Source organism: Maribacter sp. HTCC2170, assembly GCF_000153165.2.
Classification (GTDB): domain Bacteria; phylum Bacteroidota; class Bacteroidia; order Flavobacteriales; family Flavobacteriaceae; genus Maribacter_A.
In genome coordinates this window covers 1,886,529-1,909,800 of the sequence record NC_014472.1, presented here as the reverse complement: position 1 = coordinate 1,909,800, position 23,272 = coordinate 1,886,529, and the positions used below count along the sequence as shown (strand labels likewise).

The following is a 23,272-nucleotide window of genomic DNA, read 5'->3' as shown; positions in this document are numbered from 1 at the left end:
TGAATACTATTTTAATTGAAATTCTGCAGTGGCGAGCAATCTTTGATCCTCAAAAATATTAACGGTATAATTTCCCGGTTTTAAAGAACCTTCTGGAATGGTGATGAAGTCACAAAGTTGCGTTTCTTCTCCCATAAAAGTAATTTGGGCCTTTTTACTATAAACGTTACCCTGTACGGTAATTGTATTGGCATTATCCTCAATAACGCTCATATTTGGTCCTAAGAATTGAAAATAAAGAATCTTATCTTTGTTTATCATCGTTGGATCCGCCATAATTGTAACACAACCCCGAAGTTTCTCAATAGTCGAAGCCTTATTGGTCCTTATTGGTCTGTCACCTCTTATTCTATAACTTGAACCTTCCGCACCTTCTAATTTTAGGTAACTTTTGGTTTTAAGTTCTTTGTTAAGGTCTAATATTTGTTGGCGTTGCAATGCCTCGGCCTCGGCAATTGTAGTACTTGCCTGTCTCATCTCCTCTATCTGTGCCTGGGCTTCCTCATTTTTATCAGCAAGGAGCATATTGTTATACCTAAGGAAATTGTTCTTTAACTTCAGACTATCGTTTTTAGCTTCAAGTCTTCGAAGCTCAGATTTGAACTCACGAAGTCTATCAATCGTAAACGTTAATCTCCCTACAGAATCCAACAATTGTTGCACTTCATATCGTGCACCTTGTATCTCAATTTCGTTAACTTCGTTGAGTGCAGTAAGTCTGTCAACATCGGCCTTCATCAATGTAAGGTCCTTTACCAACAGATCTTTTTCCTGTTCCAAGAAACTAATTTGGGTGTTGGATTGGGCGTAGCTATAGTAAAAAGCTATAAGAATGCCCAAAATCACAGCAACCAAAGCAGCAAGAATGATCTTGTAATTGAATTTATTATCTTGTCCGTCCATCAAACTCGTTCGGCTTTAAGTAGGTTATTAAAACTAAGATTCGTTGTACTCTAAGCTTTCAAATATACTAAATGATATCAACTCAGTCCTGCTACCTAGGGCGTGTTTTGGATGTAATGCACGATTAAATAGAGGAGAGAACCAGCTGTGTACCGTTTGTCGAAACCAATTGCCGCTCACCGAATATACTTTTAACGTTGAAAATGCCGTTGACCGTATTTTTTTTGGACGAACTACCATAAAAAAAGCAAATTCTTTTCTTTTTTTCGTCGAAAATGGCATTGTTAAAAACCTATTACACCATTTAAAATATAGAAATCAAGAACAGATTGGTACTTTTTTGGGAGATTGGCACGGCCAAATCATTGCAAAAAACAATTTCATTGATAAAATTGATTACGTGATTCCGGTACCCTTGCATCATAAAAAATTGAAAAGAAGGGGGTATAACCAGGTTTCTTTATTCGGAAAACAACTCGCACTTCATCTTAAAGCCGAATTTCTTGAAAATGGACTTATAAAAACGTCAAATACCAAAACACAGACCAAAAAAACACGAATTGGACGTTGGCAAAATAATAAAGCACTTTACATGCTTAACAAACCAGAACTTATAACGAACAAGAATATACTTCTGGTAGACGATGTAATCACCACCGGAGCGACCATGGAAATCTGTGCTCAAACCCTTGGTGAAGCCAAAGGTGTCACCATCTTTATCACCAGTATGGCCGTTGTTCCATTAACCTAGGATTTATACTTTCCTCTTAAAATATAAACCTTATGCAATGTTAATTCTTCCATACAATTTCTAAATTATGTGTTACTTTGCTCCTTAGATTGATAAAATTGATGTTCAAACGCTTTTTCGCATATATTTTCCTTTTTTTAATGGCCACCGCATTAATGCAATGTGCTAGACGTGGCAGACCTACTGGAGGCCCAAAGGATATTGCCCCGCCTGTATTGTTGAAGGCAGAACCTGAAAACATGACCATTAATTTTAATGAAACTAAAATCAGGCTCTATTTTGACGAGTTGGTCAAATTAGAAGATGTTCAAGAGCAGCTTATAGTTTCACCACCACTTAAATATCTACCGGATATAACACCTCAGGGAGGAGCCAATAAATTCATTGAAATCACGATAAAAGACACACTTCAAGAGAACACTACCTATACCTTTAATTTTGGGCAAAGTATTGTAGATAACAATGAAGGCAATCCCAACAGCTTCTTGACCTATGTTTTTTCAACAGGGGATTATATAGATTCTTTGGAGGTAAAAGGGGCCATAAAAGATGCGTTTAATCAAAAAGCAGATGAATTCGTAAGTGTTATGCTTTACGAAATTGATACAGCCTATACCGATTCTACCATTTTTCAAAAACCTCCCAATTATATTACCAATACATTGGATAGTGCTGTTATTTTTAACTTAAGAAACTTAAAGGATGGTAAATATGCGATGTTCGCACTGAAAGATGTTTCCAAAAATAATTTGTTCGATCAGAACACTGATAAGATAGCCTTTCTCAAGGATACCATTACAATACCAACAGATTCAACTTTCTTACTTAATCTGTTTAAAGAAGTTCCGAATTATAAAATCCCCGTGCCTAGTCTTGAGGCATCAAACAAAATCATATTTGGATATTATGGGGATGGGAAGGATATTGAAATATCAACCCTATCGGTTCTGCCCGATACTGTAAAAACGGCAATTACAAAAGAGATTGAAAAAGATTCATTGAATTTTTGGTTTACTCCTTTTGAAATGGATTCCCTAATTTTTACCGTCAAGAATGAAAAGCTAAAGGTCATAGACACTTTTTCAGTAAAAAATAGAAAAGTTGCTTTCGATTCTCTCAAATTGAATGCCAATCAAACAGGTAAACTTAGCTTTAATATGCCTTTTTATATAGGAGCAAATACACCATTGACCAACATTGATTCAACTAAAATAAGCTTGATGAACAAGGACTCCATTCCAGTTGATTTCTCAATTGCCTTGGACAGTATTGGCAACAAGGTCGATTTTGAATTTGTGAAAGAACCTGATGAAAGATATCAAATGGAATTACTCCCCGGTGCAATACGTGATTTCTTTGGCACTGAAAACGACACCATGAATATTGGACTTGGAACCAAAAACTATTCTGATTTTGGCATACTTAGATTGACGATGACAACAGATATCAGTAGCTATCCTTTGCTTGTTCAATTGACCAATGAAAAAGGAGAGACAAAGCAAGAAATATATGCCAAAGAACCTCAGCTATTCGAATTCAAATATATAGAGCCCGCAAAATATAGAGTTCGTGTAATTTTTGATGCAAATGAAAATGGCCAATGGGACACGGGTAATTATTTAAAACAAATTCAACCTGAAAAAGTGAGTTATTACCCAGGCATTATTGAAATGAGAGCCAATTGGGAATTAGATCAGGCCTTTACAATTTCAAACTAAACGTATCCCTGTCCTCCAAAAATTTTAATTTATTCCTTGTGTTCACAATATGCGCTTTATCCAAGGTAGCAAAAAGAACGGTTTCCTCTTCTGAGAATACGAGTTGTTCACCAAGACTGTTATATAAAGCAGAATGGCCAGAATAAACATAGCCAGCTTCATCTTGACCACAACGATTAACCCCAATACAATAAGCCATATTCTCAATAGCCCTCGCCTTTAATAAAGTGTCCCAGGCAGTTACTCGAGGTTTTGGCCAATTGGCAACGTAAATCAAAACATCATAATCTTCGGTGTTTCTAGCCCAGACCGGGAAACGCAAATCATAACATATCATAGGGTTGATTCTGAAAGCCTTATAATCAATAATTAGATGTTTGTTCCCAGCTTTATAAACTTGGTCTTCACCGGCCAAAGTAAAGGTATGACGCTTGTCATAATGGTAAATTGTCCCATTTGGCTCAACGAAATACAGCCTATTCACATAAAATCCATTTTCAAAAAAGGGAATACTACCCACAATTGCTGACTGGGCTTTTTTTGCTTCATCCAGCATCCACTCTACCGTCTTTGGGCCTTCAGAATCATCAATATTCTGAGGGTTCATGGTAAAGCCAGTGATGAACATTTCAGGCAGAACTATTAAATCTGTTTCGAACGGCAATTTGTCTATTTTGTTTGACAGATTTTCTCTGTTTTCTTCAGGATCTTCCCAAACCAAACTGGTCTGTACCAGGGCAATATTGAGTTTTTGGTTTTTCATATCTCAATCAAAATGAACATTTTTATCGTTTTCTATTACCATATTGTACAATTGGTTTATTTGAGATTCTAAAATTCTGTCTTTAGATAATTCAGGCAAATCATCAATCCTGTAAAATGCTGCACCAGCCATGTCAAAACCAGGTTTCAAACCTCCATTCTCTACCTTACATAGAAAAACCAATTTGTAGACATAAAATGGTTGAGGTGGGTGTGGATGCATTCGCTTATCATAAATAGCCAACAAGCGTACAACTGAGCAACTAAGACCAGTTTCCTCCTCAATTTCTTTTGTGACTACCTCTGAAGGCGTATAGCCCACATCTGCCCAACCTCCTGGAATTGTCCAATGCCCGTCAATTTGCTCCTTGGCCATTAGAATTTCATTCTTATCATTCATCACGAAGCCCCTTACATCTACCTTGGCCGTGGGATAATCCCTTTCAGGCATAAAAAAGTCATTAAGCATTGTCAGCGGTTGGTCAGAAACATTGCTCAAAAGTTCCAAACTTATTCCGCGAAGCTCCTCATAACGCTCTTTATCATAGTCATCTTTGGCGTATACCAGACCTGTATCAGCCAAAGCCTTTATCCTTTTAATAAGCTCAAGATTTTGATACTCTTTCATAAAACAATATTACTCATTTTAGAAAAGAATAATCAAAATCCTAAAGCTTAATAGGCAAATATTCTAAATGAAATCAAACTACTTAATTAAGCCAAATCAAAACGGTCAAGATTCATAACCTTTACCCATGCAGCAACAAAATCCCTCACAAACTTTTCTTTATTGTCATCTTGTGCGTATACCTCGGCGTATGCACGTAGAACAGAATTTGAACCAAACACAAGGTCCATACGAGTTGCAGTCCACTTTAACTCTCCTGTTTTCCTGTCCCTAATCTCATACAACTCTTTGCTCGAGGGTTTCCAGACATTGCCCATATCTGTTAGATTAACAAAGAAATGGTTGTTCAAAGCACCTTCATTATCTGTAAACACACCATGTTTTGCACCACCATGATTGGTTCCCATAACGCGCATTCCACCAACCAAAACAGTCATTTCAGGTGCTGTAAGACCCATTAATTGAGTACGGTCCAACATCATTTCTTCCGGACTAACGACATAGTCCTTTTTCATCCAATTACGGTAACCGTCAGCCAGAGGCTCTAATGGTGCAAAGGAATCCGCATCGGTCATTTCATCAGTGGCATCACCACGCCCTGCAGTAAAAGGAACTGAGATATTAAACCCAGCATCTTTGGCGGCCTTCTCTACACCTAGATTCCCTGCCAAAACAATTGTATCTGCTACGCTGATACCAAATTCTTCGGCAATAGGTTCTAAAACGGATAAAACACGTGCCAGACGCTTAGGCTCATTGCCTTCCCAATCTTTTTGAGGTGCTAATCTGATTCTAGCCCCGTTTGCACCGCCCCGCATGTCTGAACCACGAAAGGTTCTGGCACTATCCCAAGCTGTAGAAACCATATCTGAAATAGACAAACCTGTTGCTCCAATTTTTGACTTTACCGCTCCTGCATCATAATTCATTTTTCCCACAGGAATCGGGTCTTGCCAAATTAGGTCTTCTTGGGGTGCATCAGGGCCAATGTAGCGCGACTTGGGGCCCATATCCCTGTGTGTAAGTTTAAACCAGGCTCTAGCAAAAGTCTCTGAAAAATAATCTTGATCCTCCATGAACTTAAGAGAGATTTCCTTGTAAATAGGATCCATTTTCATGGCCATATCTGCATCTGTCATCATAGGGTTATAACGAATAGTAGAATCCTCTACATCTACGGGTCTGTCTTCTTCCTTAATGGTTACCGGTTCCCATTGCTGTGCTCCCGCTGGACTTTTTCGTAATTCCCAGTCATGCTTAAAGAGCATTTCAAAGAAACCATTGTCCCATTTTGTGGGATGTGTTGTCCAAGCACCTTCTAAACCTGAAGTCACAGCATGCCGTCCTACTCCTATTTCGTGCGGGTTAGACCATCCTAAACCTTGCTCCTCTACGCCCGCATTCTCTGGGTCTGGCCCTAAAATACTAGCATCACCATTACCATGGGCTTTTCCAACGGTATGTCCACCAGCGGTTAGTGCCACTGTTTCTTCATCATTCATGGCCATACGTCCAAAAGTTTCACGAATTTGAGCGGCAGTTTTTAGAGGGTCCGGCTTACCATTTACTCCTTCAGGGTTTACATAAATCAATCCCATTTGTACAGCAGCCAATGGATTTTCCATAGATCCTGGATTATCAACATTCTCATAGCGTCCATCACTTGGGGCTAACCATTCCTTTTCAGCACCCCAGTATACATCTTTTTCTGGATGCCAGATGTCTTCACGTCCGAAGGAGAAACCAAAGGTTTTTAGCCCCATACTTTCATAAGCCATATTACCCGCTAAGAGAATCAAATCTGCCCAACTTATCTTATTTCCGTACTTCTTTTTAATGGGCCAAAGCAAACGTCTGGCTTTATCTAAACTTGCGTTATCAGGCCAGGAATTCAGTGGTGCAAAACGTTGGTTCCCAGTTCCCCCGCCTCCACGACCATCTGCTATTCTATATGTACCAGCTGCATGCCAAGCCATACGGATCATAAGTCCACCGTAGTGTCCCCAATCTGCCGGCCACCAGTCTTGGCTATCGGTCATCAAATCATGTAAATCTTTCTTTAATGCCTCTACATCCAACTTCTTCAACTCTTCATGATAGTCAAAATCCTCACCTAAAGGATTTGTTTTGGTATCGTGCTGATGCAAAATATCCAAATTAAGTGCGTTTGGCCACCAATCCATTACCGATGTTCCCGTTGATGTATTTCCCCCATGATGAAATGGGCATTTACCTGATTTTTGTGTATCCATAATTATTTATTTTAAGCCTTGCAGACGTGCAATAAGCGGTTAGAATCCTGTCTTTTAAAGATACAAAATACGCCCAGTGAATATTAGGATGTTTATATATAAACTTTATTAAACAATAGATTGTGATTATGTCTATTTTGTATTCTTAATTGTTAAATTTTTTTGGATTTCAAATCCACGTGTAAATTTCCCCTACCTTTTTCGTACTAAACAAGTACAGAAAATCAATTGATATCAACATTAAACCATTAGAAAATGAAAAAAATTATCTTACCTATCGTGTTATTGAGCTTGGTTAGTTTTGGGGTAATCACTTCAGGAATAACCAATGAAGAACGAGAAATGACCGTTGCGGAATTAACGAAGACCCAAGAACGTTTTACAAATACAGTTGAAGGTCTCAATGAAATGCAGCTCAACTTTAAGCCAAATCCTGAATCTTGGTCTGTTGCAGAATGTGTAGAGCATCTTGCAATATCGGAGGGGATGATTGGCGGAATGCTTGAAGGAGCTTTAAAAACAGCCGCGGATCCTTCAAAAAGAGATTCAGTAAAAATCACCGATGAAAAACTTTTGGGAATGGTTAGCAGTCGTGAGAAAAAAGTAAAAACAGGGGAAGCTTTTGAACCTTCGGGTAAATATGGCTCTCACGCTGAAACTGTTCAAGCTTTCATAAAGAAACGTGGTGAGCATATCGAATATATAAAAACCACAAATGATGATTTAAGAAACCATTATAGTCAATCACCTGTTGGCACAATGGATGGCGTTCAAATACTATTGTTCATGAGTGGTCATACAGAACGACACGTTGCGCAAATGGAAGAAGTAATTGCACATGAAAACTTTCCGAAAATGACTTCAGTACCTCAGGATTAATAAAGTAACAATATATTAAGGTCACTTTTTTCTTTGAGAAAGTGACCTTTTTACTAACAATTATTTAGAGTAAATGACCAGCCTACTTAATTTCACCTTTTGACCTTTTCGCGTATAGTTCTGACCTCAAACGAAGATACATTGCTTCTTTTTGAACATCGTCCGCTGAAAAACCATTAAAAAGTGAATATCCCGTTACATGGCTCGAGCAAAACTCGTCTATGTCTCCCCCTTGACCACAAAGCTGATTGTATAAAGGAATAATCTCATCCCAATCAAAAAAATACGGATTGGCCTCGACCACGCCATATAGCACCTCGCTAAGTTCTTTTAATGTTTCTCCCAGTGATTTCTCTAATGAACCAAATGTTCTAATAAAGCTGAATTTGGTTCCGTTGGTGTAGTGTTTCATTTATTTATAATAGTTAATGTTATTCAACCCCCGAAATCAAAGTAACCCATACCCTTTTCCTCATTTAACAACCCAATTTCCATTACCTTGATATATCTATTCATCCTAGTTCGTTTATATCAATACTACCAGCGTACTTGTCTAAAGTATGCCCCTCTTTAAAATGTACCTTACCAACTATTCTATCTGTTTCTTGGTCAAGCTCTACCTCAACATAGAAATTGTATAGAGCGTACAAGGAAAATTTACAATTAATGGCCTTAAAGTGGGTAATAAACTCACCGTTTTGCCATAAATCATTCCATTGCTCATCCTCTGAAAGCATCATATATTCGTATAAGCCCATCTGATAAAAATATAAAAACGTTTTGCGATAATTAAACTCTTTTGTAAGTTTATAAATCTCCCCTACAATTAAGAACATCCTATTTAGAGTTTACATGAAACTTACCTTCCTTTCATCAATCTTCATAATTATTAGTTCATTCTATTTGTTATCTTGTAGTCAAGTGCCTAAAGTGGCTAAAAAATCTAAAAAGGGTGTAGATGAATTAATTGAGGTTTCGACAAAGCAGATTAACAATATCAAAGAATACGAAGATAAAACAATTGACTATATCATTGAGGAACATTTGAGCGACATACCGGATGGAATTTCAACAATAAATCAAGAATTAAATGGTTTTACGACACCCGACTCAATGTCGACCTTTGAAAAAGAAAAAACTATTTGGGAACAATTTGAAGAAGATTTCTCCAAAAAATCTAAGGATTTCTATAAAAAAAAGAAAATTGAGGACAGTCTATTCAGGATAATATTGGATGAACGCAGAGATTCAATTTTAGAAAACACAAAATAGTAGTAAAACCAAAAGTAAATCGTTCAACATTAAACATATAAAAACAACATCATGGCAACAAAGAAAGTTTTATCTTATTCAGCAATGTGGAATTACAAAAAGTCAGAAGGCGGTATTGGCTTGGAAATTAGTAAAGGTAAGCACGTTACTCTTTCGGTTAAAAACCCAATGGAGATTCTTTTGGGGTTAGATATGCTCCGAAACGAAGAACCTGTATATTACAATGATGTAGAACAGTATATTAGGTTAGGCAAAGAGCCAGTAGGTACATGGGATTCGCAGGTTGGGACTAAATCAAAATAGTTCTTATAAATAACTCTTTAACTTTTGTGCAGTTCCCAAACTCTCAGCGCAAAGTTTAGCCTAATTACAATATAGATGCCCTTCCTTTAAACGTTTTATGACATTGGGGTAGTTTACCAAAACTTGTTCCTAGGATTCAAGGGATTCCTAGTATTTTCCATTGGCCTTCGCAATAGATATACCTTCCGCTGGCGTTCCAGTATATTATTGCCCTCAATCTAGACAATGTTAACCATTAGGCATACAATGAGTTTGGAATTCGTTTGGATATAAAATCAGGTGCTGTAATATTCAGTATATATTCTCCCAAAAGTGATACTTCGAATTGAATTATTCCATTGTTAATAGAATAATCAAAAACTTGACTCCCCTCAATTGAAACAACAACTTCTTGAATAACCTCTTTGGTTTGCTTGTTCAAAACCGAAAAAGAGACTCTCGAAGTATTCTGGGCAAAAATAAGTTGACAACAGAGCAGCAGTAAGAATGAACATGATAAATATCGCGTTCTAGATTGGTATGGTTAGTATCAATTCTCACTAAATATATTAAGAATAATAAATATATGTAGGAATTTTCTACAAATAAAACATATTTTTGATATTGCGAAAGAAATCACCTCAAACCCCAGCATGATAATTAGGTTATTGACATTACTTTTTCTTATACCATTCATGGGTTTAGCCCAGCAAAAAAGATTGGTCAACTTAAGAACCATAGCCTTTTATAATGTTGAAAATTTGTTCGATATAGAAAACGATTCCCTAACCTTTGATGATGATAGAACTCCCAATGGCAAAGACAAATGGACACAAACTAGGTATTTACAAAAGATTGAAAATATTTCCAAGGTACTTTCCCGAATTGGTTCAGTAACTTCGAAAACCTCTCCAGATATCATTGGCCTATGCGAAATAGAAAATATTACCGTAATTGAAGATTTGATCAATCATCCCAACCTTCGAGATAAGAACTACGGAATTGTTCATTTTGATTCTCCCGATGAAAGTGGAATAGACGTAGCTTTAATCTATAAAAAAGGGTCTTTTTTACCAACAACTTTTCAAAGTCGCCGCTTACTATTGCAAAATGAAGATGGCGATCGAGATTATACCCGTGATCAGTTAGTGGTGGGAGGTCTCTTAGATGATGAGCAGATTTATTGTATTGTTAACCATTGGCCCTCAAGAAGTGGTGGGGAAACACGCAGTAAACCTAATCGAATTGCCGCCGCCAAATTGAATAAGAGAATCATAGATTCAATACAACGCATGGATTCCTCCGCTAAGATCATAAGTATGGGCGATTTAAATGATGACCCCATAGATGATAGCCTTAAAAAAATATTGAAAACAAAAGGAAAGAAAAAGAAACTAGAAGATCAAAGCCTTTTTAATCCCATGGAAAAGCTATACAATAAAGGTGTTGGTTCACTGGCTTACCGGGATAAATGGAACCTTTTTGACCAAATCTTTTTTACTGCCAACTTATTGGAAAAAAAAGACGATTCTTACCGTTTTTGGAAGGTCAACGCTTTTACGGCGCCTTTTCTTTATACCAAAAAAGGAAAATATAAAGGCTACCCGTTTAGAACTTATGCAGGTGGAAGCTATTTAGGCGGGTACAGCGACCACCTACCTATTTATATGTTCTTGATCAGGCCTGTTCGATAGCTTGGATTATTGAGGCATTACAACGCGAATGTTCCTCCATTTTACCTTAATACCTCCACCATCATGTATTTGAAGAGCAATTGAACCTTCTCCAGTACCAATTTTAGCATCGTTAATGGTAACCATTTCTTCACCATTGACCCATGAGGTCAATTTACTACCATAAACTCTTATTTTCATCTCGTTCCATTCCCCCATTTTCAAGGCCTTATCTTTTGCAGGGTCTGGTTTGATCAACCATCCACGACCATAAGATTCATAAACGCCCCCGGTACTATGACCTGGAGGAGCCACTTCTACTTGCCAACCACTAACTTTGGTCCCATCTACAGTAGAACGAATGAAAACCCCACTATTGCCATTGGCTTCTTGTTTAAACTCAAGAATAAGTGTAAAATCTTTGTAATGTTCTTTCGTTGCCAAATAACCGTATTGGGCATCTGGACCGCTTTCACAGACCAAGAGACCATCTTCTACAAACCACTTTTCTGTGCCATAGATTGTCCAACCAGTAAGGTCTTCCCCATTGAACAATGATTTTTCTTGCGCAAAAATTGCGCTAGTGGATACTAGTAATACTGCCAATGTCAGTGTAAAAATATTTTTCATAATACTCAATATAAAAATGTTTAAGAGGTTACCTCAATAATAATATGTCACAAATTGTTTAATTAAACCATTGCCCCCAAGGAATTCGACTCATGATCAACAATAATCCCAGACCATAAAAAATCGAAATTGTCTTGAATTTCTTTTTGCCTTCCATTACTTTCTTGTGTTTAGACCAACCTATGGTTATCAATACCAAAGCGATAATATTTACAAAAGGGTGCTCTACTGCCAATAATCGTGCAGCGGAAGTTAAACCTCCCATACCAAATTCCTGAATAGCACCTAAGCCACTGGGAGATACAAAGTAGAGTATTAACCCAATCAACAATTGTAAATGACACAAAATCAAAGCAAATAGGCTAAGTCTAAAATCTTTTCCAAGGGTAAACATCTTATTACCTACAAGCCCCATAATTGCATTGGCTACTGCTAAAAATAAAACTGCGAGTGCCACATAGGCCAAATAAGAGTGTAATTCCAACGTCCATTGATAAGCAAGTCCTTGTTCTTCCATTGTATTGTTTTAGGCTTTAAAAGTAATACTTTTTATGCATAAAAAAACCCTGATGTCACCATCAGGGTTTTAAATATTTGTACTTCAATTTAGAAGTTATAACGTAAACTTGCGTTCCATGTTCTTCCAAAACCAAAGAAGGCTTTATTTGAAGTGTTAATACCTTGATATGTTGATGCATTACCTCTATCCCCAGGGAAATAATTAGTCAACGATTCTGCCAAGTACTCTGAATCAAAAATATTATTGACATTTACAGCAAGGCTAACAGTGTTTGTACCTCCTAGATTGAATCTATAATATGCACCAGCATCAAAAAGATTGTATGTTGGCAATCTTAAAGAACCATCATGGTCTGGGCTGTCAAAATCATCTGCTGAAATAAATGCATAGTTATCAGATGCCGTATACCAGTTAGCACTTAATTTTAACCCTTCACAAGGTCTAACAATCATTTCAATATTTGATGTGAACTGAGCAGCATCACCTACCTTGACCTCATCTAAGTACAAGGTAACGTCTCTTATGAAAGTTTGGCTGTCATCAAATGCTTTTCCTGTAGCATCACCACCATATTCCCAATCACCAAGGGATAACATTCCTTTAAAGCTCACAAATTCATTTGCTCTCCAATCAGCCTCGATTTCGATTCCTTTATGAATTTGCTCAACACCATTGATGTTTGCATTCCCATTATCTTCAATACCTACACTTATGAATCTGTCTTTCCAAGAAGTTCTATAGACATTTACCTTTGTTCTAAAATCACCAAGGTTTAGACCATAACCAGCTTCAATACCAAGTACCTTCTCATTGGTTAATTCAGGGTTCAAATTGTTCTGAAAATCAATATAGACCGCATCAAAATTAGGCTGCTTTGAATAGTAGCCTGCATTTACAAATACATTGTTGGCTTCATTAAGGTTTACATTTAGTCCACCTTTGATATTTCCACCTAAAATATTCTCCCAATCAGTCTCTTGAGCAGGATCAGAATCTAAATAGTTAAAATAATCTATTCTTTTAAAGCCCTGTTGCGATACACTACCTTGTAAAAACAATGATGTTATGTCATTTTTGTATTCAATCTGACCAAAGGCTCCATACCAACGTACTAAACCATCATTATAATAATCAATTTTCTTATCGTTATCAATGCTTTTGAATACATTCCAAAGGTTACTGATTTCAGAAGGGTTTTCTTGAGTAACCACATGGAATCTATTGTTCACATTATCATTATCTCTATAACCGTCCGCTCCAAGAAGGTTGTCAACTCTTCTATAGTGAATACCTTTATATTTTCTAATATCAATACCAAAATCATGACTCCAATTTTCATTAACATCTGTATGGAAGTTTGCAATAGCACCAAACCAGTTATGTGAATTCACAGAAGCTCGTCTGATCATCCCATTTCTTCTAACAACACCAGGCAAGGCATTTGGATTACTTGGATCTACCTCATCTCTAAGACTATCATCATTTACGATGTATGAATTGGTATATGGGTCCAAACTATTCCCATAAGAGAAACCATTAAAGTCAGTAAATGTACCACCATTGGAGGCTGAGATAGCATCATACAGCATGTTCCCCTGGTTATCCCTTAATCTAGAATCACTGGCAAATTTGCCATCCAAACGTCCAATATCTCCTGTACCACCACCTCTGCCAAAAGAAGCATACGCAGATACGGATAAAGTTGATTTGTCGCTAACAATATTTTCCCAGTTCAAAGAAGCTACTGGTTTGTGATAGAAGTTTCTTCGTATTCCGAACTCCTCACCATTCAAAGTACCTTGGTTAAAATTGTATTTGGCACCATAGTCTAAATATTGAGCCACAGTCGCCGTGTTAAAGAAACTTGAAGTACGCTGATTATGCACTTGAGGAGCCCCAGTGAACATAAATTGGAAATTGTTCCTGTCGTTAGGCTCATACCCCAATCCAATAAAATAGTTGTAACCTTCAAAAGCAGTACCATTGATATAACCATCACCTGCTGTTCTTCCTAAAAGAACAGAAGCAGCAAAACCATTTTCCATTTTACCAGTATTATAAGCAACATTGGTTTTTAAATAACCATCATTACCAGCGCTTGCGGTTACTGCACCACCTTCTTCCCTCTCGGTAGATTTTGTAATAATGTTGATTGTACCACCAACAGACGATATGGCCAGTTTAGAAGAACCTAATCCTCTTTGTACTTGCATTGCCGTAGTAACATCACTAAGACCAGCCCAGTTACTCCAATAGACACTACCATTTTCCATGTCATTTACAGGAATACCATTGATCATAACAGCAGTGTTCTGAGAATCGAAACCACGAATGTTGATTCTACCATCACCAAAACCACCTCCGGTTTTTGTTGCATATACAGATGGAGTAGATCTTAAAAGTTCAGGAAATTCCTGCGATCCTAATTTTTCTTGAATTACAGAAGCTGTAATAGTTGATACTGCAACCGGGGTTTCACGATCCTTTGCAATGTCCATAATACCTGTTACAACAACACCCTCTAATTCTTGGGCATCAGGTTGTAAAGAAATCGAACCTATATTTCCAGTGCTGCTAAATGGAACACTTTGAGTTACATACCCAATGTAGGATACCACCAAAGTACCAGAATCACTATCTACATCAATAGAAAAGTTCCCGTCAAAATCAGACGAAGTTCCGTTTGTTGTTCCTTGAACAACAACACTAGCGCCGGGAAGTGGCCCTCCCATCTCACCGTCAACCACGGTTCCTGTAATTGTTCCTTGAGAAAATGCAATAGCAGTCACTAAAAAGGCTGCCATAGCCATGTACATTTTTTTCATTTTTTCAGTGTTTATTATGGTTTAAAATTTAACGCAAACATGATCATTTAAATTCGCGTTGACTTTAAGCCAGAGTTAAATTTTGCGATGCTAAATTTAACATAAATTTTTCATAAAAAACGCTGAAAAATAAGAAGTTATCAACCTTTGTCAAGAATTGAAAAAAAAGCAGACTATTTCTTAAAAGACTGCAAAAGATTCAAAGTTGAGCTGTCATGATCAGAAATTTCTGAACTCTTGATGTCATTTAAAATATTAGTGGCCAATTGCTTACCCAATTCAACACCCCACTGGTCATAACTGAAGATATTCCAAATAACGCCTTGAACAAATATCTTATGTTCATATGCAGCAATCAATGATCCAATACTTTTTGGTGTCAGCTTATCTATCAAGAAGGTATTCGTTGGATTATTCCCTTTAAATACCTTGAACGGGAGTAGTTTGCCAATTTCTTCCTCCGAAAGGTTCTTTTCTTTCAACTCACTCAAAACCTCATCAGAAGTCTTGCCATTCATTAAAGCCTCAGTTTGTGCGAAAAAATTGGCCATTAGCTTATTGTGGTGATCTGTATCTCCATGTAATGATTCCTTGTACCCTATGAAATCGGTCGGAATCAATTTTGTTCCTTGGTGGATCAATTGAAAAAATGCATGTTGTGAGTTAGTACCTGGTTCTCCCCAGATTATAGTGCCGGTCTGGTAATCCACAGGGTTACCATTTCGATCTACACTTTTTCCATTACTCTCCATTATACCTTGTTGTAAATAAGCTGAGAATCTACTTAGGTATTGCGTATAAGGAATAATCGCCTCAGTCTCCGCCTTATAGAAATTATTGTACCATATGCTCAACAGAGCCATAATTACCGGTATGTTGCTATCAAAATCAGTTGATTGAAAATGGTCATCCATTTCATTGGCCCCTTTCAGCAACCCATCAAAATTTTCAAAACCTATTGCCAAGGAAATCGTTAATCCAACGGCGCTCCACAACGAAAAACGACCACCAACCCAATCCCACATCGGGAACACATTCTCAGCAGCAATTCCAAACTCTGATATTTTTTCGGCATTGGTTGAAACAGCGGCAAAATGCTTGGCAATATCATCCTGTGTTGCATACTTAAGAAACCATTTTTTTATTGTCGTGGCATTGCTTAAGGTTTCTTGGGTCGTAAATGTCTTTGAAACTACAATGAATAAAGTTGTTTCAGGATTTAAATCCCTTAAAACCTCATGCACATGATCACCATCAACATTACTTACAAAATGCGCCTTCAAATGGTTCTTATAGAATTTTAGCGCTTCAACTACCATGGCCGGCCCCAAATCGGAACCTCCTATACCAATATTTACAATGTTTGTAAAAGGCTTGCCCGTGTAGCCTTTCATTTCACCTGAAATAACGGCATTACTGAATGCACTTATATGTTCCTTCACCGCATAAACTTCGGGAACCACATTTATTCCATCAACCAATACGGTATCCGACTTTTTAGCTCGTAATGCAGTATGTAAAACCGCCCTGTTTTCAGTTTGGTTTATAGCCTCTCCCTTAAAATATTTTGAAATGGCATCCTTCAGATTAACTTCATCAGCCAGTTCTAATAAGAGGGAGATTGTGTCTTTTGAAATTCTATTTTTTGAAAAATCAAACAAGAAGTCATCCCATTTTATACTGAATTTTTTTGCACGGTTATCATCCGCAGCAAAAAGTTCTTTTAAGTGGGTTTTTTGAGTTGAATTATAATGTTGATTTAGCTTTTTCCAAGCTTGGGTCTGTGTAGGGTCAGTGTTCTGCAATGACATTTTACTCATTAAGTGTTATTAGTTCCTCTTCCTCTTTTTGCTTTTCGGGGTATTCTATACAATCCAGTTGGTCTTTTTTCGGTCCGATAAATGCAAAATAATCTGGTCTCAGTGATTCTGCCAAAGGTTCTGCCTGAGGTAATTCCTCCTTCAACGGGTCCACTTGCCTGCCGTTTCTCCAAAAACGATAACATACATGTGGGCCACCTGTATTTCCTGTCATACCTATCCAACCTATCACATCACCTTGTCGCACAAATTCTCCTCTTCTAACATTCTGGGCCTTCATGTGCAGGTATTGTGTTGAGTATTTGCCATTATGGCGAATCTTCACATATTTGCCATTACCGCCACGTCGCGTAGACTCAGTAACTGTCCCATCTGCAGTGGCCAAAATAGGTGTGCCTATTGGGGCAGCATAGTCGGTACCTTTGTGAGGCCGCACCTTGTACCCATAATATCGGATTCTTCTTTTAAGATTGTATCTAGATGATATTCTGCTGAATTTGACCGGAGCCCTTAAAAAGGTTCTCCTTAAATTATTAGCTTCTTCATCAAAATAATCAACAACATTTAAAAGTGAATCATTCTCATAGGCAAAAGCATATATTGGCTTCCCATTATGCTCAAAATATGCTGACTCGATAGGACCAGCCCCAGCATATATGGTATCATTGATATATTTTTCTTTATAAATAACCTTGAACTTGTCTCCCTTTTGGAGCCTAAAAAAGTCAATGGTCCAGGCATAGACATCTGAAAGGTTATTGGTCACATTATAATCAATACCCTGATCCAAAATGGCTTCGGAAAGTGAAGTTTCAATAACCCCTGAAGCTTCTCTTTCAACAATTTTTACCTCTTTTTTGTTTTTATATGCTACAACACTATCCCTTAAATCTACTACAGTATAGTTTATGGCATCGTTTTCATAGATGAATACTTGGGCTCTTTCGGTAGTGTCTTTAGATTTTAAAATAACATAAGGTTTTCCTACATTAATTCGTCTAACATCAAAAGTGTCTCTGAAATCTTGTGAAACCTTATATATTTTAGGGTATTCAACTTTATGTTCCAGCATTAATTCCCCAAAACTGTCACCATCCCTAACTGTATCTTGTTGAACGGTAAAATCATCGAAATTAAAACCATAGCGCTCTACGATTTCTGGTTCCTCAATTGCAGCAAAAGCCGCTTTATGATTGTCAATTGTTACGTTGGAATTTCTATCCTTACAGGATGAAAAAACAACCAACAACATAAAAATGCCCCAATATTTATGCATTACTCTTTTTGTTTTCTGGGCCAAAGATATAGTCTACCTGTTGTTTGCCCCAATTATTTTATTCTTCTTTTGCGTAAAATTCTGGAAAAAATACGATTTAGCTCAATTTTGTAGGTAAACGACCTAGGATTGTTTTGTGCCATTCGCACTAATATACAATGTTCTTAACGCTTTGACGAGTGCTTTAGTATTCTTTTACTCAATGGATTATGCAAGATATTCACAGTCTATTGCGTTTTTTTACACTAAAAGAAGAATAAAGGTACTTGCAGGTTTGGGAAAGTGACAGATTATACCTTTGAAAACAGGGCATCGTTTACAAAACAGACCGCGAAATAAGGAATGGGAGTTCCTGAATATCTCAAGCTATTTTATTCATTTGGGATTAGTCCATTACTATCTTAAACTGATGTTTTAACCCATTATAGCCATCTAAGTCAGCCTTGATTGACCCAACCGCCAAATCGGCCTTAATGCGGATCGGAATCCTGTTTTTGTCTTTGGAAACCCATAGGGTTAAACTTTCTTGTTCTTTGAAGACTCTTCCCGATTGCACCAATGGTCTAAACTTGTAACATTCAACCTTACCGTATTTAGTGCGGATTATATCGGTACCTAAGTATTTTAATTTAAAATTAAAAATACCGTCATCATCATATAACAATTTCAAATTTATGGCCTCACCTTTTACCAAATCCTTTGGCTCATAATTATTCCTTAGATAATAAAAGGCAGAAATAAGGTCTTGAATACTATCCTGTAGTGTGAAATTTAATTTTTTCTTGTTCTTTTTATCATTAAGAACCGCTTTGTCCTCTTCATGGTCAAAATTGATTTCTACATCTTTTTTATAACCCCCCTCGTTTATCTTTCGAACAAACCTATAAGGTTTACCATCTATTTTATCAAAATAACTTTCATACGTATCATCTACTTTAAAAAAGATACTTGCGAAACCAGTTGTCTTGCCTTTGCCCACAACATGGTACACGGGAACCCCTTCAATATCGGCCGACTTTACCTGTAGTGTGGCGTAACTCGCATTCAACCAACCATAGTGCATCCGAAATTTTAACCACTCCCCAGGTTCAAACACAGATTCACTGTTCTGGGCAAATACACCCAGTGACATAGTTAAAAACAAGATTGTTATTAATGCTCTCATACCTATTTTCAATATAAAACTACTAAAAGTGAATTAATCTTTAGCGTTGTTTACCTTAACTTAAACAAAATTTATTCCAAAGTATTGTGCAAAAAAAAGCCCAGTCTAAAAACTGGGCTTTTCCTAAATAACCAACCAAACTTTAAATTATGAAAAACCAATACTTAAAGTTGTAAGGGAACCACCCCTTACTAAAGACAAATTTAAGGCTTGTTATTGATGCTACATTACCTTTTAACTTACTTTAACTAATCCCTTAACAGATCTTTATGGTTGTAACTTTAAAATTGGCAATTTGTTAAGAAAATAGCTGTTTCTACAAGGTCCCCCTTGATTCTTGTTCTCTCTCAATAGCTTCAAAAAGTGCTTTGAAATTACCTTTTCCAAAAGATTTTGCCCCTTTCCGCTGTATGATTTCGATAAACATTGTTGGTCTATCTAAAATGGGTTTGGTAAAAATTTGTAGCAGATAGCCTTCATCATCCCTATCGATAAGAATGCTTAGTTCTTTTAAAGGCTCAAGGTCTTCATCTATTTCCCCCACTCTGTCCAAAACATCTTCGTAATAAACCGGTGGAACTGTTAGAAATTCAACACCCCTATTTCGCAGCTCAGTAACTGTTTCAATAATATTGTCGGTGGCCATGGCCATATGTTGCACTCCGGCCCCATTGTAGAATTCTATATATTCTTCTATTTGGGATTTTTTTCGCCCGTCTGCAGGTTCATTAATTGGGAATTTGATCCTACCATTCCCATTACTCATCACCTTGCTCATAAGGGCGGTATATTCTGTAGAAATATCTTTATCATCAAAAGACACTAATTGCGCAAAGCCCATTACTTCTGCATAAAATTTGCACCATTTGTTCATTTCGTTCCAACCTACATTGCCGACCATATGGTCAATATACTTAAGACCAATGTCCTTTGTTTTATAGTAGGGGTCCCATTTTACATAACCTGGCAAGAAAACACCTTCATAATTGCTGCGCTCAACAAAAATATGCACAGTTTCTCCATACGTATGTATGCCAGATAAAACCACCTCGCCATTGTCATCATTTGTCTTTTTTGGTTTCAAGTAACTAACTGCTCCTCTTTTTGTTGTTTCGTGATGACTTTTCGTGGCATCATCTACCCAAAGTGCAATTGCCTTTACCCCATCACCATGTGCATTTACATGCTCATTTATTTCCCCTCCTGCCTTTAATGGTGAAGTAAGAACCAACTTAATTTTATCCTGTTGCACAACATAAGAAACCCTGTCTTTCAACCCTGTTTCGAGTCCGGCATATGCCAAAGGTTGAAAACCCCAGGCCGAAATATAATAATGTGCAGCTTGTTTGGCGTTACCTACATAAAGTTCTACATAATCAGTCCCTAAAAGAGGTAAAAAATCCTCTGCTTCAGGGTTTTCTTTTGGTAATTGCAACGAAGTATTATCTAAAGTAGACATGATATTAATGTTTATGATTAAAAATGAAGATTGATAAAGTCCCGGATTCAACCCAGGAAATGAGCAAAACCTATTTACTTACCACATTGCCCTAAGATGGGCAGTCAAATTAATTCTTTGAGCTATCATGCTAATCTGCTATATGGCAAATATCGCAAAAAAGAACCAAATATTTAATGCGGTCATTAAAACCAATATCCAAGGCTAAAGAAGAAATGACTTGTGCCTTCAGGAGACCATGAATACATTACCTGCAAGGGACCCATGAAAGATTCTAACCCATAGCTTATGCCATATCCTGAATAGGAAGGTTCGGTGAACCATTCTCCAGTCCTAAAGAGGTCATCGTCAACGTTGGCGAAATTCGCCGTGAACATCACATGGTTTTTAGGAGCAATTTCCAAATCCAATCGGCCATGTGCCTTTACATAACTATTTCCGGGCAACGACAAAAAGTCGTAACCAATGAAGGGCGTAAAATTATTAATAAGGTTATTCCCGTAACCTCCTAAAACAAAATCAAAGGTTGTTACCCCTGATGTTCCCAACTTAAACCCACCTTCGGTTTCAATATTTATAGAAAGGTTTTCAAGTAATGGAAATGCAGTTCCCATTCTAGCCTTGGCAATAGAAAATTCCTTGAAATTATCATTAAAATCAGAGGACAACACATAAAAATGAAAATCACCATCAAAAAAAAGTCCTTTCGACGGAAAGTACTTATCATCGTATGTATCCAGTTTTAATTGACCATAAGTGCTATAAAAGCTACTTTTTTCAAAATAAACACGTTCGTTTCTAGCACTAAGATTTGATATAAGCGAATTATTATCTTCTATATCACCTAATGTTCTTGTGCTGTATCTCAAATACTTATGCTCAACACCCAAACTAAAAGCAAACTCTTCTTGCCAAACTGTTTGCACATAAACTTGGTTCGTAACGTCGAGAACATCTATATTCAAATTGTTGATATTTATACCAGGTGTTGTTGGAAAATTACTCTCAATCAAATTAAAATTGATTTCTTTCTCAAAATCATTGAACCTGGAATTTATACCAAAGCTCCAATACGATCCTTTATCAATATAATATTGAAGGTTATACCTAACGTTATCCCCTAAGATAAAATCAAAGGATGCGACATCATCACTGAAAATAAAATTCTTTCGGGTAAGATTAATTATAGCCGCGCTATTATAAAGATCGTCGTAATGGGCTCCTACTTTCAAAAAAGTCCTGTTTTTTGTTTCATTAAGCTTCAATATTAGATCCTCCCCATCACCATCTGCCAATAGTTCATATCTAATCGTTTCAAAATTACCAGTCGCTGATAAGTTACTTATTCCTTGTTGCAATTTCTCAAATGTGGTCTTATCACCTAATTTGAATCTTAGCTTACCTTTGACATAACCTCGGGAATAGCTTTCATTATCCCCTCTTATTATCAATCTCGAGACCATTAAACTATCTATAGGAGAGATTGTATTGGCAACAATTGGAGTGTTGTTTTTTTGCCTGGAAGCAATCTCGTGCAATTGATCCAGTTTATCTTTGGCGGCATTTTCACCCTTAACGATTATTTCATCATCAAGATCAAAATCCATTACCGAATAATTGGCCATATCGGGTTTTATATAGACATCTGTCTGGACAGATTTTTCAACCATATCCTCAGCAGTTCTGAAATTGTTTATTTGCAACAGGATCTCTGTAGCTGAAAGTAACTCATCCCTATCTTTAAGTCCATGTTGAACGTCAACCCCAATAATGAGATTAGCCCCCATTTTTTTGACTTCTTCAATTGGGTAGTTATTTACTACACCACCATCTATCAATACCTTACCGTCTATTGTAGATGGTTCAAAAAGTGAAGGCAAAGTACCGCTGGCCATGATTGCTTCGGGTAAATATCCTTTTTTCAAAATTACTTCATCGCCGGTCTCTACATTGGTGGCAATACAAACAAAAGGAATTGGCAGTTCGTTAAAATCATTTACGTCTTTAACATGATAAAGATGTTTTACCAGCTCATGGTAAATATTCTGCCCGCCAGAAAATCCTTGAGGAATGGAAACCTTAAAATTATCAAACGGAAGTTTAACCGCATAACGTTCAGAATCTTCTTTTTCGTAAAAGGTTTTTACCCCTCGAGGAAGATTGTCACGGATCATTTTATCGAAATCAAGGTTCCTAAAAATAGAATCAAGCTGAGTGGCCGAATAACCAGAGGCATAAAGCGCACCCACAATCGCACCCATACTTGTTCCTCCAATATAATCTATTTTCACACCTGCCTTCTCAATCACCTTTAATGCGCCAATATGTGCCATTCCTTTGGCACCACCACCACTCAAGACCAAACCCACTTTTAGCTCTTCATTTTCTGATGAATCTTGCCCAATGAGTTGAACTACATTAAAGAGTACTAATAAAATGAACAGGTTTTTCATATTA

The 23,272-nt window shown here is 37.0% G+C and carries 21 protein-coding genes; 6 read left to right on the top strand and 15 right to left on the bottom strand.

Annotated features, from left to right (window positions below):
- Positions 1 to 6: 6 nt before the first annotated feature.
- Positions 7 to 903, bottom strand: coding sequence for a hypothetical protein (locus FB2170_RS08405; protein WP_013306112.1), 897 nt, complete (start codon positions 901 to 903; stop codon positions 7 to 9).
- Between the two features lie 43 nt (positions 904 to 946).
- Between FB2170_RS08405 and FB2170_RS08400 the strand changes: the two genes are divergently transcribed.
- Entirely contained in the window at positions 947 to 1,654 is a 708-nt protein-coding gene (locus FB2170_RS08400; protein ID WP_049782643.1) for a ComF family protein, read from the top strand.
- A gap of 101 nt (positions 1,655 to 1,755) precedes the next feature.
- The gene (locus FB2170_RS08395; RefSeq protein ID WP_013306110.1) at positions 1,756 to 3,372 is read left to right on the top strand and encodes an Ig-like domain-containing protein; all 1,617 of its coding nucleotides are present in this window, start codon (positions 1,756 to 1,758) and stop codon (positions 3,370 to 3,372) included.
- Here the strand turns inward: FB2170_RS08395 and FB2170_RS08390 are convergent.
- The 3 genes from FB2170_RS08390 to katG all read right to left on the bottom strand — a co-directional run bounded on the left by FB2170_RS08390 (position 3,356) and on the right by katG (position 7,014).
- The gene (locus FB2170_RS08390) at positions 3,356 to 4,135 is read right to left on the bottom strand and encodes an amidohydrolase (protein WP_013306109.1); all 780 of its coding nucleotides are present in this window, start codon (positions 4,133 to 4,135) and stop codon (positions 3,356 to 3,358) included. The genes FB2170_RS08395 and FB2170_RS08390 overlap by 17 nt on opposite strands.
- Before the next feature lie 3 nt (positions 4,136 to 4,138).
- Positions 4,139 to 4,762, bottom strand: coding sequence for an NUDIX hydrolase N-terminal domain-containing protein (locus FB2170_RS08385; RefSeq protein ID WP_013306108.1), 624 nt, complete (start codon positions 4,760 to 4,762; stop codon positions 4,139 to 4,141).
- A gap of 86 nt (positions 4,763 to 4,848) precedes the next feature.
- Positions 4,849 to 7,014 carry a catalase/peroxidase HPI gene (katG, locus tag FB2170_RS08380; protein ID WP_013306107.1) on the bottom strand — a complete coding sequence of 722 codons (2,166 nt, stop codon included), beginning with the start codon at positions 7,012 to 7,014 and terminating at the stop codon, positions 4,849 to 4,851.
- Positions 7,015 to 7,269: 255 nt separating this feature from the next.
- On the opposite strand from katG, the gene FB2170_RS08375 reads away from it, so the two are divergent.
- Entirely contained in the window at positions 7,270 to 7,893 is a 624-nt protein-coding gene (locus tag FB2170_RS08375; RefSeq protein WP_013306106.1) for a DinB family protein, read from the top strand.
- A gap of 82 nt (positions 7,894 to 7,975) precedes the next feature.
- Here the strand turns inward: FB2170_RS08375 and FB2170_RS08370 are convergent, their stop codons facing one another.
- Positions 7,976 to 8,305: a hypothetical protein gene (locus FB2170_RS08370; RefSeq protein WP_013306105.1), complete on the bottom strand. Its 330-nt coding sequence runs from the start codon at positions 8,303 to 8,305 to the stop codon at positions 7,976 to 7,978.
- A gap of 100 nt (positions 8,306 to 8,405) precedes the next feature.
- Entirely contained in the window at positions 8,406 to 8,729 is a 324-nt protein-coding gene (locus tag FB2170_RS08365) for a hypothetical protein (protein ID WP_013306103.1), read from the bottom strand.
- Positions 8,730 to 8,823: 94 nt separating this feature from the next.
- On the opposite strand from FB2170_RS08365, the gene FB2170_RS08360 reads away from it, so the two are divergent.
- On the top strand, positions 8,824 to 9,165 hold the full coding sequence (locus FB2170_RS08360) for a hypothetical protein (protein ID WP_148232083.1): 342 nt from the start codon (positions 8,824 to 8,826) through the stop codon (positions 9,163 to 9,165).
- A 51-nt stretch (positions 9,166 to 9,216) separates the two neighbouring features.
- Positions 9,217 to 9,468: a hypothetical protein gene (locus FB2170_RS08355; protein ID WP_013306101.1), complete on the top strand. Its 252-nt coding sequence runs from the start codon at positions 9,217 to 9,219 to the stop codon at positions 9,466 to 9,468.
- Between the two features lie 235 nt (positions 9,469 to 9,703).
- Here the strand turns inward: FB2170_RS08355 and FB2170_RS08350 are convergent, their stop codons facing one another.
- Entirely contained in the window at positions 9,704 to 9,889 is a 186-nt protein-coding gene (locus tag FB2170_RS08350; protein ID WP_013306100.1) for a hypothetical protein, read from the bottom strand.
- Positions 9,890 to 10,100: 211 nt separating this feature from the next.
- Between FB2170_RS08350 and FB2170_RS08345 the strand changes: the two genes are divergently transcribed.
- On the top strand, positions 10,101 to 11,141 hold the full coding sequence (locus FB2170_RS08345) for an endonuclease (protein ID WP_041632759.1): 1,041 nt from the start codon (positions 10,101 to 10,103) through the stop codon (positions 11,139 to 11,141).
- Positions 11,142 to 11,147: 6 nt separating this feature from the next.
- Here the strand turns inward: FB2170_RS08345 and FB2170_RS08340 are convergent, their stop codons facing one another.
- The 8 genes from FB2170_RS08340 to FB2170_RS08305 all read right to left on the bottom strand — a co-directional run bounded on the left by FB2170_RS08340 (position 11,148) and on the right by FB2170_RS08305 (position 23,268).
- Entirely contained in the window at positions 11,148 to 11,750 is a 603-nt protein-coding gene (locus FB2170_RS08340; protein WP_013306098.1) for a DUF1080 domain-containing protein, read from the bottom strand.
- A 58-nt stretch (positions 11,751 to 11,808) separates the two neighbouring features.
- Positions 11,809 to 12,267: a hypothetical protein gene (locus FB2170_RS08335; protein ID WP_013306097.1), complete on the bottom strand. Its 459-nt coding sequence runs from the start codon at positions 12,265 to 12,267 to the stop codon at positions 11,809 to 11,811.
- Positions 12,268 to 12,356: 89 nt separating this feature from the next.
- Positions 12,357 to 15,095, bottom strand: coding sequence for a TonB-dependent receptor (locus tag FB2170_RS08330; protein ID WP_013306096.1), 2,739 nt, complete (start codon positions 15,093 to 15,095; stop codon positions 12,357 to 12,359).
- Positions 15,096 to 15,268: 173 nt separating this feature from the next.
- Entirely contained in the window at positions 15,269 to 16,906 is a 1,638-nt protein-coding gene (gene pgi / locus FB2170_RS08325) for a glucose-6-phosphate isomerase (protein WP_041632758.1), read from the bottom strand.
- Position 16,907: 1 nt separating this feature from the next.
- Positions 16,908 to 18,191 (bottom strand): peptidoglycan DD-metalloendopeptidase family protein, encoded by a 1,284-nt coding sequence (locus tag FB2170_RS08320; RefSeq protein WP_013306094.1) that lies wholly within the window; start codon positions 18,189 to 18,191, stop codon positions 16,908 to 16,910.
- Positions 18,192 to 18,576: 385 nt separating this feature from the next.
- The gene (locus tag FB2170_RS08315) at positions 18,577 to 19,356 is read right to left on the bottom strand and encodes a DUF3108 domain-containing protein (RefSeq protein WP_041632757.1); all 780 of its coding nucleotides are present in this window, start codon (positions 19,354 to 19,356) and stop codon (positions 18,577 to 18,579) included.
- Positions 19,357 to 19,672: 316 nt separating this feature from the next.
- Positions 19,673 to 20,815 carry a 4-hydroxyphenylpyruvate dioxygenase gene (gene hppD / locus FB2170_RS08310; RefSeq protein ID WP_013306092.1) on the bottom strand — a complete coding sequence of 381 codons (1,143 nt, stop codon included), beginning with the start codon at positions 20,813 to 20,815 and terminating at the stop codon, positions 19,673 to 19,675.
- 185 nt (positions 20,816 to 21,000) lie between these two features.
- Complete coding sequence (locus tag FB2170_RS08305; protein WP_013306091.1) at positions 21,001 to 23,268, bottom strand: patatin-like phospholipase family protein; 2,268 nt, start codon at positions 23,266 to 23,268, stop codon at positions 21,001 to 21,003.
- Positions 23,269 to 23,272: the final 4 nt, after the last annotated feature.

Excerpts from the sequence above, each read along its gene's own strand:
- hppD (WP_013306092.1), bottom strand. The coding sequence starts at position 20,815 with ATGTCTACTTTAGATAATACTTCGTTGCAATTACCAAAAGAAAACCCT.
- FB2170_RS08305 (WP_013306091.1), bottom strand. The coding sequence starts at position 23,268 with ATGAAAAACCTGTTCATTTTATTAGTACTCTTTAATGTAGTTCAACTC.
- FB2170_RS08355 (WP_013306101.1), top strand. The coding sequence starts at position 9,217 with ATGGCAACAAAGAAAGTTTTATCTTATTCAGCAATGTGGAATTACAAA.
- FB2170_RS08345 (WP_041632759.1), top strand. The coding sequence starts at position 10,101 with ATGATAATTAGGTTATTGACATTACTTTTTCTTATACCATTCATGGGT.
- FB2170_RS08330 (WP_013306096.1), bottom strand. The coding sequence starts at position 15,095 with ATGAAAAAAATGTACATGGCTATGGCAGCCTTTTTAGTGACTGCTATT.
- FB2170_RS08375 (WP_013306106.1), top strand. The coding sequence starts at position 7,270 with ATGAAAAAAATTATCTTACCTATCGTGTTATTGAGCTTGGTTAGTTTT.
- FB2170_RS08340 (WP_013306098.1), bottom strand. The coding sequence starts at position 11,750 with ATGAAAAATATTTTTACACTGACATTGGCAGTATTACTAGTATCCACT.
- pgi (WP_041632758.1), bottom strand. The coding sequence starts at position 16,906 with ATGTCATTGCAGAACACTGACCCTACACAGACCCAAGCTTGGAAAAAG.
- FB2170_RS08385 (WP_013306108.1), bottom strand. The coding sequence starts at position 4,762 with ATGAAAGAGTATCAAAATCTTGAGCTTATTAAAAGGATAAAGGCTTTG.
- FB2170_RS08370 (WP_013306105.1), bottom strand. The coding sequence starts at position 8,305 with ATGAAACACTACACCAACGGAACCAAATTCAGCTTTATTAGAACATTT.
- FB2170_RS08365 (WP_013306103.1), bottom strand. The coding sequence starts at position 8,729 with ATGTTCTTAATTGTAGGGGAGATTTATAAACTTACAAAAGAGTTTAAT.
- FB2170_RS08405 (WP_013306112.1), bottom strand. The coding sequence starts at position 903 with ATGGACGGACAAGATAATAAATTCAATTACAAGATCATTCTTGCTGCT.
- FB2170_RS08315 (WP_041632757.1), bottom strand. The coding sequence starts at position 19,356 with ATGAGAGCATTAATAACAATCTTGTTTTTAACTATGTCACTGGGTGTA.
- katG (WP_013306107.1), bottom strand. The coding sequence starts at position 7,014 with ATGGATACACAAAAATCAGGTAAATGCCCATTTCATCATGGGGGAAAT.
- FB2170_RS08395 (WP_013306110.1), top strand. The coding sequence starts at position 1,756 with ATGTTCAAACGCTTTTTCGCATATATTTTCCTTTTTTTAATGGCCACC.
- FB2170_RS08320 (WP_013306094.1), bottom strand. The coding sequence starts at position 18,191 with ATGCATAAATATTGGGGCATTTTTATGTTGTTGGTTGTTTTTTCATCC.
- FB2170_RS08335 (WP_013306097.1), bottom strand. The coding sequence starts at position 12,267 with ATGGAAGAACAAGGACTTGCTTATCAATGGACGTTGGAATTACACTCT.
- FB2170_RS08390 (WP_013306109.1), bottom strand. The coding sequence starts at position 4,135 with ATGAAAAACCAAAAACTCAATATTGCCCTGGTACAGACCAGTTTGGTT.